At 42.5% G+C, this 13,556-nt stretch carries 14 protein-coding genes; 2 read left to right on the top strand and 12 right to left on the bottom strand.

From position 1 onward, the window contains the following. The 9 genes from AC58QD_RS10675 to AC58QD_RS10635 form a co-directional block, all read right to left on the bottom strand. Positions 1–3,607 (bottom strand): RCC1 domain-containing protein (locus tag AC58QD_RS10675; protein ID WP_497332869.1); only part of this gene is annotated, 3,607 nt, incomplete at its 3' end. Positions 3,608–3,753: 146 nt separating this feature from the next. Next, positions 3,754–3,957 (bottom strand): hypothetical protein, encoded by a 204-nt coding sequence (locus AC58QD_RS10670; RefSeq protein ID WP_497332867.1) that lies wholly within the window; start codon positions 3,955–3,957, stop codon positions 3,754–3,756. Positions 3,958–3,997: 40 nt separating this feature from the next. After that, on the bottom strand, positions 3,998–5,311 hold the full coding sequence (locus tag AC58QD_RS10665) for a TadA family conjugal transfer-associated ATPase (protein ID WP_497332865.1): 1,314 nt from the start codon (positions 5,309–5,311) through the stop codon (positions 3,998–4,000). Continuing rightward, on the bottom strand, positions 5,301–6,083 hold the full coding sequence (locus tag AC58QD_RS10660) for a CpaE/TadZ family protein (protein ID WP_497332863.1): 783 nt from the start codon (positions 6,081–6,083) through the stop codon (positions 5,301–5,303). Before AC58QD_RS10660 ends, AC58QD_RS10665 begins: the two co-directional genes overlap by 11 nt. Before the next feature lie 22 nt (positions 6,084–6,105). Continuing rightward, a complete protein-coding gene (gene cpaB / locus AC58QD_RS10655) occupies positions 6,106–6,837 on the bottom strand; it encodes a Flp pilus assembly protein CpaB (protein ID WP_497332861.1) in 732 nt (243 codons plus the stop codon). 26 nt (positions 6,838–6,863) lie between these two features. Continuing rightward, the gene (locus AC58QD_RS10650) at positions 6,864–7,784 is read right to left on the bottom strand and encodes a type II secretion system F family protein (RefSeq protein WP_497332859.1); all 921 of its coding nucleotides are present in this window, start codon (positions 7,782–7,784) and stop codon (positions 6,864–6,866) included. Between the two features lie 39 nt (positions 7,785–7,823). Continuing rightward, positions 7,824–8,726 (bottom strand): type II secretion system F family protein, encoded by a 903-nt coding sequence (locus AC58QD_RS10645; RefSeq protein WP_497332857.1) that lies wholly within the window; start codon positions 8,724–8,726, stop codon positions 7,824–7,826. A 12-nt stretch (positions 8,727–8,738) separates the two neighbouring features. Beyond that, positions 8,739–9,218, bottom strand: coding sequence for a TadE/TadG family type IV pilus assembly protein (locus AC58QD_RS10640; protein WP_497332855.1), 480 nt, complete (start codon positions 9,216–9,218; stop codon positions 8,739–8,741). Next, complete coding sequence (locus tag AC58QD_RS10635; protein WP_497332853.1) at positions 9,199–9,636, bottom strand: TadE/TadG family type IV pilus assembly protein; 438 nt, start codon at positions 9,634–9,636, stop codon at positions 9,199–9,201. Before AC58QD_RS10635 ends, AC58QD_RS10640 begins: the two co-directional genes overlap by 20 nt. 260 nt (positions 9,637–9,896) lie before the next feature. On the opposite strand from AC58QD_RS10635, the gene AC58QD_RS10630 reads away from it, so the two are divergent. Both AC58QD_RS10630 and AC58QD_RS10625 read left to right on the top strand, forming a co-directional pair. Next, positions 9,897–10,343, top strand: coding sequence for a prepilin peptidase (locus tag AC58QD_RS10630; RefSeq protein WP_497332851.1), 447 nt, complete (start codon positions 9,897–9,899; stop codon positions 10,341–10,343). Positions 10,344–10,378: 35 nt separating this feature from the next. Next, positions 10,379–10,723, top strand: a complete 345-nt coding sequence (locus AC58QD_RS10625; protein ID WP_497332849.1) for a DUF192 domain-containing protein — start codon at positions 10,379–10,381, stop codon at positions 10,721–10,723. 144 nt (positions 10,724–10,867) lie between these two features. Here AC58QD_RS10625 and sigK read toward each other — a convergent pair whose 3' ends face one another. From sigK to AC58QD_RS10610, 3 genes are all read right to left on the bottom strand, one after another. Continuing rightward, positions 10,868–11,569: an RNA polymerase sporulation sigma factor SigK gene (sigK, locus tag AC58QD_RS10620; RefSeq protein ID WP_497332847.1), complete on the bottom strand. Its 702-nt coding sequence runs from the start codon at positions 11,567–11,569 to the stop codon at positions 10,868–10,870. A 140-nt stretch (positions 11,570–11,709) separates the two neighbouring features. Further along, on the bottom strand, positions 11,710–12,321 hold the full coding sequence (locus AC58QD_RS10615; protein ID WP_497332845.1) for a hypothetical protein: 612 nt from the start codon (positions 12,319–12,321) through the stop codon (positions 11,710–11,712). Positions 12,322–12,447: 126 nt separating this feature from the next. Further along, positions 12,448–13,548: a GerAB/ArcD/ProY family transporter gene (locus tag AC58QD_RS10610; RefSeq protein ID WP_497332843.1), complete on the bottom strand. Its 1,101-nt coding sequence runs from the start codon at positions 13,546–13,548 to the stop codon at positions 12,448–12,450. Positions 13,549–13,556: the final 8 nt, after the last annotated feature.

Raw genomic sequence — 13,556 nt, 5'->3', positions numbered from 1 at the left:
ACGTCCCTGCGGCTCCCAGTTTGTATTGGCTCTTCTGTACGCCGCTTCCACTATCCGTTCCTGACGTTAGGGTTGCGGTTACATTCGTACTGGACCAAGCCGTTGTGCTCACGGCTATAGCGGGAAGGGTAGGTATTGTTTTATCCACCTTAGCCACGGCACTCGCTACAGCACTGATATTCCCCACATTGTCCATTGTCCTGGCGTACACAGTTGTCTGACCTTCAGCGCTTATCGCAATAGGAGCGGAGTAATCTGTCCACGTCCCTGCGGCTTCCAGTTTGTATTGGCTCTTCTGTACGCCACTTCCGCTATCCGTTCCTGACGTTAGGGTTGCGGTTACATTCGTACTGGACCAAGCCGTTGTGCTTAAAGCTATCGCGGGAGCAGTAGGTGTTGTTGTATCTACCTTAGCCACCGCACTCGCTTCAGCACTGATATTCCCTTGATTATCCAATGTTCTAGCATATACAGTTGTCTCTCCATTAACACTAACACTTACTGGATATGCATAATCCATCCACGTTCCTGAGGCTCCAAATTTGTATTGACTCTTCCGCACTCCACTGCCATTGTCAATTCCAGGAATAACAGTCATTAATTGATATTGAGACCAGGTGTCTGAGCTCAAATATATTGTAGGCGATGTCGGCGGAAGTGTATCATTTATGGCAGAGTTAATAGGTGTAGTTGAAAAATAGAGTGTTCCCTCTGCTATTTGCCCACTAGTGTTATCCCCCCACGCTTCGGCCGTACCATCTTGTTTAATGGCTAGTGAATGGTTATCTCCTGCAGAAACTGTAATAACATTGGTTAATCCACTTATTTGTATAGGAGTTGCGCTACCATATGATGGTACCCCATTACCCAATTGCCCAAAGTCATTGTTTCCCCACGCCCATACCGTACCATCTTGTTTAACAGCAAGAGAATGGGAATTTCCGGAAGCAACGGTGACAACATTAGTTAATCCACTCACTTGCACAGGAGTTTGTTTATAACCTGTTTTCGTCTCTCCCCATTCCCAGACCGTCCCATCTCCTTTGAGGGCAATAGGATGGTAACTCCTTGCGGCTATGGCTACTACATTGGTTAATCCATTCACTTGTACAGGAGTTATTCTCCGAATCGTTGTTCCGTCTCCCAGTTGTCCAAATCCATTATCCCCCCACGACCAGACTGTTCCGTCTTGTTTTAAGGCTATGGAATATACAGTGCCTGTTGCGACGGTGACGACATCACTTATTCCATTCACCTGTACAGGCGTTTTTCTCTGAATCGTTGTTCCGTCTCCCAATTGTCCATACCCATTGTTCCCCCACGACCAGACTGTTCCGTCTTGCTTTACGGCAAGAGAATGGAGATATCCTGCATTGGCATCGACGACATTGGTTATTCCACTCACTTGTATAGGCGTTGTTCTCTGAATCGTTGTTCCGTCTCCTAATTGTCCAGATCCATTATACCCCCACGACCAGACTGTTCCGTCTTGCTTTACGGCAAGAGAATGGAGAATTCCTGCATTGGCAGCGACGACATTGGTTATTCCACTCACTTGTACAGGCGTTGTTTTCTTAATCGTTGTTCCGTCTCCTAATTGTCCAAATCCGTTATCCCCCCACGCCAAAACTGATCCGTCTTGCTTAACAGCTACAGAAAAGAGCTGTCCACCAGTAATGTTAACAACATTTGCTACTCCAACCAACTGGACAGGAGTATATCTTTTTCCAGGTCTTCCGCCTCCCAATTCCCCATATCCATTACTTCCCCATGCCATGACCGTCCCATCCTCCTTAAAGGCTAAAGAATGGTTATCGCCAACGGCTATGGCTACAACATTGGTTATTTCACTCACTTGTACAGGAGTTTTTCTCTGAATTGTTGTTCCGTCTCCCAGTTGTCCACTATCATTACTCCCCCACGACCAGACTGTTCCCTCCTGTTTTAAGCCTAGAGAATGGTAATATCCTGCGGCAACGGCGACAACATTATTTAAGCCACTTACTTGTACAGGAATTGTTCTCTGATTAGTTGTTCCGTCTCCCAGTTGTCCTCTTTCATTATACCCCCATGACCAGACTGTTCCATCTTGTTTAACGGCTAGAGAATGGAGATATCCTGAATTGATGGTTACGACATTGGTTAATCCACTCACTTGTACAGGCGTTGTTTTCTTAATCGTTGTTCCGTCTCCCAATTGTCCAACTACATTATACCCCCACGACCAGACTGTTCCGTCTTGTTTTAAGCCTAGTGAATGGTCTCTTCCTGCAACGACGGTGACGATATTGGTTAATCCACTCACTTGTACGGGAGTTGTTTTTGGAATCGTTGTACTGTCTCCCAGTTGTCCATTCGAATTCCCCCCCCATGCCCAAACCGTCCCATCTTGTTTAAGGGCTAAAGAATAGTAACCTCCTGCGGCAACGGAGACAACATTGGTTAATCCACTTACTTGTACAGGAATTGTTCTCTGATAAGTTGTTCCATCTCCCAGTTCACCATTTGAATTATTCCCCCAGGACCAGACTGTCCCGTCTTGTTTTACAGCTAGGGAATGGAAATTTCCTGCGGAAACATTGACAACATTAGTTAATCCACTCACTTGAATTGGGACGCTACTAGGTGTATATGTACCAATGCCTAATTGCCCCCACGAGTTATCTCCCCATGCCCACACTGTTCCATTACTTCTTAACTCCAACGAGTGTCTAGATCCACCACCTAGGACAGGCAAGCTGGTTGTTGGGTCGATCACGATCGGGTATTGCAATCCCTTGTCATCCAAGGTCAACTCCAAGAACGTTTTCCCTTTCTTCTGAGTGAGGTCAACTTTCAACTTATCAAACCGTTCCTCATTGCTCGATGAATCTTTGACCCAAGGTCGGGGCATTTGGAAGGCCAAATTGCCATTCTCATTGAAAAAATCAATAGAACCATCTGGATTCACTCTGTGTTCCACATTATCCATGACCATCTCAAATAAAAAGGTTTTAGGAGCCTGTCTATTAGCTAGATGCAACTCCATTTTCAACAAATCATTTTGCACCTGATAAAGGAGATCCGTACTGTGCCAGGCATTAATGTATTTTATCGTGTCTTCACTGACAACCCCTGTTACATTATTCATATTCTGTGCGCGATAAGAAATGGACTGGTCATCGACGAAGAACTTGACATCCTGACTCCTCCCTTTATCGTTCAGCCGTACCTTGAAGTTATTTTTTAACATGCTGTGTGTATAACTGGAATTCGTTCTGTCTGAATCAATTTTGGTGTTAATTTCTTGCCATGCCTGTCCATCGAAATAGTTAAGCGAATGCTCAGAAGTATGGGTTGTCAGGCTTCCGTCGCTATTCACGTAAGTGCTGCTGTTACGACTGCGTTTATCAATTATTTCTCTTATTATTTGTCCTGTATTCTTATCCAATGTTTCAATTACTCTGTCCTTGTTTGTCAAAGCTGTAGTTTGTTCCAACGAATCCAATTGTTTATCTCCGTAAGCCTGTGCTTCTGAAGCACCTGCGAGGGGGAGAAAAACAACTACTAAGATTAACAAACCTATGCTTATCAGAAGCCTTAAAGTAATCTTTAAATATAAATCCATGGATGATCTCCTTTCACAACTCTCATGTAACACCTTGTTTACCAAGGAACTCTTTCACACAAATATGTTATACTTACATCGTGCAGGAAGTGGCCTAACTCCGATCTCGCCAAAGTCCGGGGGTTTTGTGTCGCTTTCTGCTCTATTCATGTCACGCCATTGAGATAGTTCACGATACGTCCAAACAGGTTCGTGAGCGCAGTTCGGAACAGGACGAGTGTCGCGATGATAATAACCGCCACCACTCCAATAATGATGGCATACTCGCTTAATGCCTGCCCACGTTGATCTCTTTTCAATCGCTCTCCCAAATTGCCTAAAGCCAAATATAAACTAACCACATACTTCATTGCCGTTCACCCCCCTTCACGGTTTTTTCATTATGCTTAATCATTGGACTGACAGCTTGTCGGTTCTCTTCAATGTCACTGCTGTCTTGCGGAGAATACCTAACTCTTTATCCCATTCAAATAGTGACTGTGTCTCAATCTCCCCCTCACGAATTCCTATTATTTCACTGATCTCCACTACCTTTCTCTTACCGTCGTGCATTTTATTGAGATGTATGATGATATCGACTGCTGAAGCTATCTGCTGGCGGACGGCTTGAATGGGAAGCTCCAATCCAGCCATTAGCACCATCGTTTCTAACCGAATCAGCATGTCCTTGGCCGAATTGGCATGCCCAGTGCTGAGCGAGCCGTCGTGGCCTGTATTCATAGCCTGCAGCATATCTAGCGCTTCTCCACCTCTGACCTCGCCTACTATGATTCGATCTGGTCTCATCCGAAGAGCGGTTCTCAGCAGCTCACGCATTTTTATTTCGCCTTTTCCCTCGATATTAGGGGGACGTGTTTCCAGTCGAATCAAATTCTCAGCATGTATTAGCTTCAGCTCAGCAGCATCTTCTATTGTAACCAGTCGGGAATCTGCAGGAATGAACATACTCAGAGCATTAAGGAAGGTAGTTTTGCCCGATCCGGTTCCACCTGACACAATAATGTTGTACTTAGCTCGAACCAAACGCTCTAACAAATCCATTGTTTCTTCTGAAACCGTCCCGTAATCCTTTAATTGCTTCATGGTGTAGGGCTTATCTGGAAACTTACGTATCGTGATAGCCGCGCCGTCGAGTGAGATTGGATCGAGGACTACATTGACTCGAAATCCTTGAGGCAATCTGGCATCTACGATGGGATCGCTTTCGTTAATCTTCCGATTAATAGGGGACACAATTTTGTCAATCACATGAAGCAGTTCTTCACTTCTACTAAATTTCAATGGCACGCCCTTACGATCCTTGGCTAACTGCATTTGACCGTCTCTCTCGATAAATATCTTACTTAGTCCGTTCACCATAATTTCCGTTATTGAGGGATCATGTATTAATGGCTCCAGTATGCCGAAACCAAACATCGTGTGCATAATCTGCTCTAGAATCTCGGCTCTCTCATAAGAACTCAATATCCAGCCAGCCCGATTGCTCTGCAGCTCGTCCTCAATAATTTTCCATATATGGTTACGTATGAACTGCTTGTCCTGTTGGTTAATGGTTGCAAACAAATCTCTATTCTCCGATATTCGCTGTCTCACTACTTGATAGACTTGACTCTTGTCATCCGTCCTGTGGGCAGTCTGTTCCGTCCCGGCCGCGATTTCGAGCAGTGCCTGCTGACGCTGCTTAATAATCTCCTCAATGCTCAAGCTTCAGCCCCTCCTTCCTGGAGAGAAGCTCTGCCAGCTGTCGAAAAGGTGCAGCCGCTTTGCGATTCCCGCAATTCTCAAAAGGAATGCCGGAATTAATGAATTTCCTAAGCTTGGGCGACAATTCCGGGATTTCGTACAGGATGGAGTAGCCAATCTCGGTTTCCAGCTCCTTATTATAGAACCCGGAATGCTTAGAGCAGCGATTCACAACAAGCCCCACCTTTTCTTTGGACACACCGAGATTATCGAGAATTTCCTTGAAAAGAATGACTTTCCATCCAGAGGTCACATCTTGCAGAGTAGGCACAATGATGAAATCGGAATGCTCAAAACATGCCAGATTGCGCTCCGATAATTCTGAAGAAGTATCCAATATAATTACATGCTGATGATCGGCTTGAGCTATACGCAGCAAATATTCCGTATTCCTTATCGAAAGCTTCTCCATCTTTAGCGGAGAAGCGCCTAACATAAGATGAAGCATCCTATAATCTTTGTGGGTATATACGGACTCCTGAAATCTCGGAACGAATGAATCCGTCTGGGGGAGCTCCTCTTGCTGCTCAAGCGCAGTTAACAAGCCCGACATTCCAGTTCCGCGAATCGGAATTCTCAGCATCGAAGGCAGACTTCCATAACCAGCAAAATCCATAAGCAGCACCTTCACATTTTGCTTTGCCAGATGGAGCGCCAGATTAACGGCAATGGTCGATTTGCCAGATCCGCCTTGAGGAGAGGCTACAGTAATCGTAATGGTTTGTTTTTTCATATGAGTAGCCTGCTTTCTGTCATCATTTCTTCGGAACCTCCGTGTAAGTTGGCTGTGATACTCGTAATGGACCCGATTTCGAATTGACGGGATTGAGAGACAGATCAATTTTCCCCTTACGTTTGGCTAGAGTGAGATCTTGAGCTTCTTGCGGTGATACTAGTAGAGTCACATTTTGCTGAGAGGTGCTGCCAACGTTATCTTTAGTTACTACTTCCTCTACATCGAATACTTCTATTTGCTGCAAAAGTGTAGTTGCATAGGCACCTCCTGTATCACTACTTATCGATGTGAATATTACATCCACTCTATCGCTTCTCTTCAGATTGAACGCGAGACTACCTTCTGCATCTACCCTTACGGTAATCGCCCGTTTATCTGTTGGTATAAAAAAGGATCTCCCGATCTCACCTTGAACACGAATATTAGAGGTACCCGTTCTCCCGTCTATCAAAAACAACTTGGGGTCATCCTCCATGACTTCACCTGCTTTAAATCCGTTCATGGTAATCAAGCCTACTACATCCCTTGTGGAACTAAACGCATTAGGTGACAGTTGCTTCTGACTCGAAGCGTTCACTCGAATCACTTTGAGCATATCCTCTACGATCGTGGTTTGCTCAGGAATATCTCTGGTAGTTACAACAACTTCAACCTCTTGTTTTAGTGATTTCAGGTAACCATTCACAGAAAGGGCAACTATGGCTGAAAGCATTAAACCAGCAATCGTACGAATCCAAACATACTTTGTCATATTTTGTTCCACCTCTGTTGCATCATTTAAATACGTATGTCGACTATTTTTCGACTAATAAAGTAATTGATTATTATGAATACAAATCCTATGAATAAAAGGCATTTACCCCAAAACGATTCATACATGGGTTGCATATACTCAGGGGATAATAAAGAAAGACATAGAACAATCATAATGGGCATCATAGACAAGATCTTAGCTTCCATTTGCTTGCCTGCTGTCAAGACTTGGATTTCACTGTATATTTCAATTTTCTCAGAGATCGTTTGTGAAATTCGATTCAGGATTTCTGTTAAATCCCCACCTCGTTTCCGAGCAATAAGTGTTGCATTAACGAAATCTGTTACATCTTCTAAATTCACTCTGTCACGGAATGCTGACAGAGTTTCATCGATAGAATACCCCATTCGTAATTCCTCTGCCATACGGTTAAATTCAATGACTATTGGTGCATCTTTTACGGAATGGAAAATACGCTGCAAGTCTCCTACCGAGCGTTCTACAGCGGATTGAAGAGAAGAACCAGCCTTTAATGAAGAAACAATCGAGAACATAGCATCCTTTAATTGATAGTTTAAGAGGGTCCTTCGTTTCTTGATCAGGCTAAGTATAATAAAGCGGGGATACAATAAACCTATTAAACATATTGCTAATGCAAAGCTCCAACTCCTAAAGAAAAAAACCATAAATAAAAAGATCCCCAGACAAACAGGCAGAACAATAGCAAAATACTTCCTTGTATTCAATGCATAGGATCGTTGTTCTTTGTTTAAAAGTAGGATCTTCTCGGCAAACGACCGTTTCTCCACCTCTAATCCCTTAATGTCATTGTAGTATTTGGTAAGGAACTGGTTGTCGTTCTTCCTGCCGAATATAAAGTTCATTAAGGTAACATAACACAAGAAAAACAAAATTCCTGCGCAAATACTGCCTAACTGCAACATTATGATTGTCACATCCGTTCTTTATTTAGGAGCGCCTTCCTAGTATAAGAGAAACTTCAATATTGAGAAGATAGCAGGCGTTATTAAGAAGATCATGAGCGCTGGTAGTACCAGTGAAATGAGAGGTAGAAACAATTTTATGGATGCTTTGCCTGCGAGCTCACGAGCCCTGCTTTTTCGTCTGCCCCACGCGGTGTTGGCTTGATCTCGAAGCATAACGGTTATACCGGCAGAACCTTTCTCCATAGTCTGAAGGAGCACCGACACAAAGACGGTTACCTCTTCTACCCTTATTCGATCCGCCATGTTCTGAAAGGCTTCTTTTTGTGGAATACCAACAGCTATTTCTTGAAGTACCCTGCGAATATGCGCAGTTAAGGGGCCTTCTCTCCGACTGCAAACTTCTTCCATTGCTTGGAGCAAACTGAGCCCAGCATCTGTTGTTACCGCCAATGATAGAAGGATGGGAGGAACTTCTCGCTCTATTTCGGCTCGACGATGCTTCAGCTTAATTTCTAGCAATTGATCGGGGATGAAGTATCCAATCAGGCTAGCAACTGCACCGAGTAATAAAAAAGTAAGTGAGAACTGGGCAGTCATGATGATTATGAAGTAGAGAGCAATGGCTAGTGAACAAAGCTGTTTTAAAGCTACAAACTGGCGAACGGTTACAAATCCGCGTTCATCTGTGGTGCTCATTTTAAGCCGATACCGATTCCAACGAATCGATGTTCCTTCAATATTCATCACATTAGCGTATTGATCAGCCAACCGGGTCAGGATTCGATATAACGCAGTGCCCGCTATTGAATGATGTACAACCTTCTTTGACAGAATAACGTGGGTGCTTTGGCGTAAATACCTGGTCCTCCTAAGTGACGCCCAATCGATAGAAAATAGGGTACATAAAAAGAATACTCCTGCTGAAATAAATATAATCAATTCGTTCACCCTTTAATTATTTGTACTCGGATCATAGCCTCTAGCACTTGCGTTTGCCTTAATGGTGTAAGTATCAACTCCGAATATTCTCATAAAGAATGTGTTCGTTGTGACTTCCGTCTCAATATTGCATTGTTCTCTCGCGGTCGGAGGAATTTCAAATTTCGTTAACCTGGCTGTTGACATATTCCGCTGTAACAACTCCGTAACTACACCATGTGCTCTAGTGGGATCGAGAACTATCCGCCTCTCATTTGCCCAGATCGAAAGATCCAATGAATGAATGGCGCCCCTTGCTGCAACATCCGTAGACATGTCGAGCTTCATTTTATTAAATACATAAAAGGACCCATCGATACAAATGCCAAGAAACCCAATGATAACGGGAAGCATGGCTGCCATGAAGGTTGTCGTAAATCCCCGCTCATTCTTTATTAATCCTCTGATCAGTCGAATATGGAACACACAGCTTTTAGTAGTTAGGCGGGGCATATCTATATATCACCTCGGATTTTAAGGGGATAGAGCTCCTGCCCGTTATTTCTTTTACGAATGGCAGGTTCAGAGAGAAATTATATGTAACCCGGATATGCGCTAGTCCTGTTGCCTCATCCTTTACAATTTGTACATTCGGTGGCTGACCTTCACTTGACAAAGATGAAAGCGTTGTCAAAATCGCATTTCTAACATATTGGTTTTTCTGTTCTTCTGTATTCACTGAATCCGTACGAAAATTTAACGCTTCTCGTCCTCCTTGATGTGCGGCTAACAATACCATACTTTTATTAAAAATAAACACACCTAAAAAAACCATTATCATAATAATTAACAACAAGACAGGCATGATAATGGCGGCTTCAATAACTGACTGACCTCGTTGATCACGGGTCATTTTTTTAAATAATCTCAAATCATCTCCTGCCTTTCCGTAAGTCTCATACCCTAACGCGAATCAACCCAAAGTCCTAAAATATACCGAAATTAGTAATAAAGTAGTATATTTAGCATTTATTTGTGTAGTTAATTGTGTCATAATGTGTATTATATAGGGACATATACCCAATTGTACATACAAAAATATCCATATTATTTTATAATTTATCTTATATTTACTTTTATGTGTTATTTTTCAGGAATCTATTAGATAAATATCTAGATAGAGGGTCAACGATGGTTCAAGAATTAATGATAGGATTGTTCTTTATGATATTTCTTGCAGCAGTCACCATACATGATATTCGCACAAAAACTATTTCGAATCATTTATTAATGATTGCATGCATAGTTGGTCTCATTCTTAGAATCTTACATCCTATTGATAAGTTCCAAACTTCTGTCTATGGCATGCTAACAGGGTTCTTGATCATGTTAATCTTGTATCTACTAAGTAGAGGTGGATTGGGAGCAGGTGATGTGAAATTCGTTGCCGTATGTGGAGTTTATCTAGGAGTAGAGTCCGTACTGATAGCCGTTGTTGTTGCTTCAATCCTTGGTGGAATTTCAGCATCAGTATTATTAATTACTAAAAAGGTTCGAAGAGATCAGTCTATCGCTTACGGTCCATATTTGTCTTTCGGCTCTATGATTGCTTATTTATATTTGGTAGGGTGGAATTAGTTCAAATGCGACTATTATGCAAAGAAAGTATCTATTTGAAGATTTACTTAAATGATAATAAAGTACCCCTATCCGATACTGCTTACTTGGCAAATAATATTGCTAGCCGATTAACGGGGTGGTTGGGTAAACGATGTGTAACGGATAAAGAAGCATTGTTGATCGACCCTTGTAATTCCATTCATACCTTCGGTATGAAGTTTATTATTGATGTATTGTTTCTTGATAAAGAAGGGAGAATTGTTCATCTTATTCCGGATATGAAACCAAATCGATTAAGTACTAAAATACGGAGTGCAGTAAAGGTGGTTGAATTAAGGCAGGGGACCATCGAATTAAATAAGATACAATTATTAGATAAGATAACCATTTGCTGCTGAATCCTAATGAAGACCAAATTCAGATAACAGTTACTGCGCACTTTTTAGATGCTGTTGCGTAATATTCTGGAATGTTGCCCCCTCAGATAAACGTTACAAATTAAAAAAGCAGCCTGCCGACTGACAGACTGCTCGGTTATTCCCTCACCGCTTCACCTTATAAAACTCATGGTACAGCTTCATTAGTGCTCGTTTCTCGATCCGCGACACGTAAGAGCGGCTGATCCCAAGCTCCTTGGCAATCTCCCGCTGCGTCCGCTCCTCCCCGCCATGCTCCAGGCCAAAACGGCCGATGACCACTTCTTTTTCCCGCTCGTCCAGTATATCCAGGTTTTTGTATATTTTCGACTTCTCTATCTTCAGCTGTACCTTGTCGACGACATCGTCGGCTTCCGTGCCGAGGATATCGATTAAAGTAATTTCATTACCTTCCTTGTCCGTTCCGATTGGATCATGCAGTGAAACATCCTTACGCGTCTTTTTCAGCGAACGCAAGTGCATAAGAATCTCGTTCTCAATACAGCGTGCCGCGAATGTGGCCAACTTCGTTCCTTTGTCCGGTGAAAAGGACTCGATCGCTTTAATTAACCCGATCGTTCCAATCGAGATCAGGTCTTCCAAGTCCTCTCCAGTATTGTCAAACTTCTTGACGATGTGCGCCACAAGTCGCAAATTATGCTCGATCAGCAGGTTGCGGGATTTCTGGTCGCCTTCTGCCATTCGACGCAGATGCTTCTCTTCGTCTTCTTCTGCTAATGGTTGAGGAAACGCATTGTTTTTCACATAGGAAACGAGCAGCATTAATTCTTTGATAAAAAAAGCAAATGCAGTAAAGAAACCAGGCACTCCATCATCACCCCATGCGACAGTATTATTAGAGTGTATGTGGGCATTAGCGGATGCGTGCCTGTACGGGTAAATAATCCCTTGTTCATAACAGTGACATTGGTTAAAGGGATCAGTTCGATAGAGGTTCCAAATAAGGTTTATGTCACTTGCATTCCAATTACAAGTCTGTTTGTTATTTGATTATAAGACAATCGATATCTTCTTCCATTGTTCAATTTAAATTTTGCCGCATTATTTGCTGTTAGTTGAAAGGAAATTTCCGGAGTCTCTACTCCACTTTTCAATATTCTAAATGTTTTGCATACTGCACCACGGACGACGATTATCGTTTTTCTGGTACTGAAAATCCCTAAATCATCAATAAATGGACCAACTAGGGTTATGGTATTTTCGTGGAGTCTATTCCGATCAAGAACGAACTGAGCCGTGTCACGGGTCACAGGTGCTCTAAACATTCTCATTACTTTCGTTTTCTCATTGAAGACGAGCAAAAAACGTTGTTCCTCTTTAACTCTGAACAGCCGAGCTGTATTCGTATTTAATGCAGCGGTATGGAAATCGCATTCCGAGGCATCTCCCTTAACAACACGAACCCTTTTCTTAATAGTTCCCCTCTGGAGAATAACAATAGAACCATCTGGAATTCTAAACAAACTGGCCGCGGGTCCTCCCCCGCATTCGTTAATAAAAATAGTATTTGGGTCCAGATCTGACGAGATGTTAATGTCAACAAGGCCTCTCAAAATCATTTTCATCCCACCTAAATATATTGATTATCCACAATATATTTAGAATTAAAATAATTTCTTGTACACTTCAATCATTTTCTCCGCAAAGCTAAAATTAACATCTGTTTGCAGTCATTCGGCGCAAGTTCAAGACCCGCGCGCCTTCCGAATAGACGCAAGTCCGAGCAGCAGTAAAGGATATGCCACACATGCGATTAGTGAGAATGGGACCCAAAACGTAATGGTTGCGTACTGATCATAGACACTGTTCGGATACCCAATGATTGCAAGCGGGACAAGTATAAGTCCGATCGGCATTACCAAGGGACGGTAGTCTTTCAGATTAAAGATTTGACTTAACGCGGTTACGATGACATAAAAGTACAGGGACAATCTGAAGTAGAGCGATATAATCCACAAAAAAGCCATAAATACCTCTATACGTTGAAGAAAGTCCCCAATATTAATCTTCTTGGCTAAGGCATAACTCGGAAATGTATTTCTGATCGTAAGATCCTGTCCCAATACAAATATACTTAGAGTGATTATAGTAAGCAGTACAAGCCCCCCCATAAGATTTCCGATCAAAAGTGCCTTTCGCACCTTATTCTTTTGAATAATTTGAGACGGGCTAATCATCAAGAGCAAAACAATCGGGAAGGTAACATTACCCAGGAACATTAGAGCACCAGTCAGGTTCGGCTTAATACCATACTCAAGAGTAGGGTATAAGTTTTCCACCTCAATCTGAGGCAAGATGAACAGAACCTGAAATATAAATAAGAATAAGAACAACGCAAACAAGATTTCTGCTGTTCGCGCTATAGTTTCCAATCCCAGACGCACTCCCATCACCACAATGATCATAAAAAGAATGTTTATGGATTGCACCGGGGTATCCGGCACGATTTGAGACGTCATAAAATTCCCGATATAAAACACATTAGAGACCGGTGCCGATATAAAAAAAATGCCAAAAAACAGAAAAGCAACCGTTTTGCCTAGCCATTTTCCAAACAATTTTTCATTTAATTGAACCAGGTTCAGAGAGGGAAAGGTGTTGCCCACCTTATAATATAACCAGACTACTCCCAGTCCTATAGCGATCCCAATAATGGTCGACAACCAGGCATCTTGCTTGGCGTAAAACGTTATTGTTGACGGGATAATCAGGATGGCGCTCCCTATTGAGAATAGAGCCACCAGTATCGTAAATTGACGTGCGGAGATCTTCTCTTGTGCCACCATGTCTAAGT

Source organism: Paenibacillus sp. J2R1T-4 (assembly GCF_059692235.1).
Note: the sequence above shows the minus strand (reverse complement) of the source record. Positions and strands in the feature narration are given on the sequence as shown.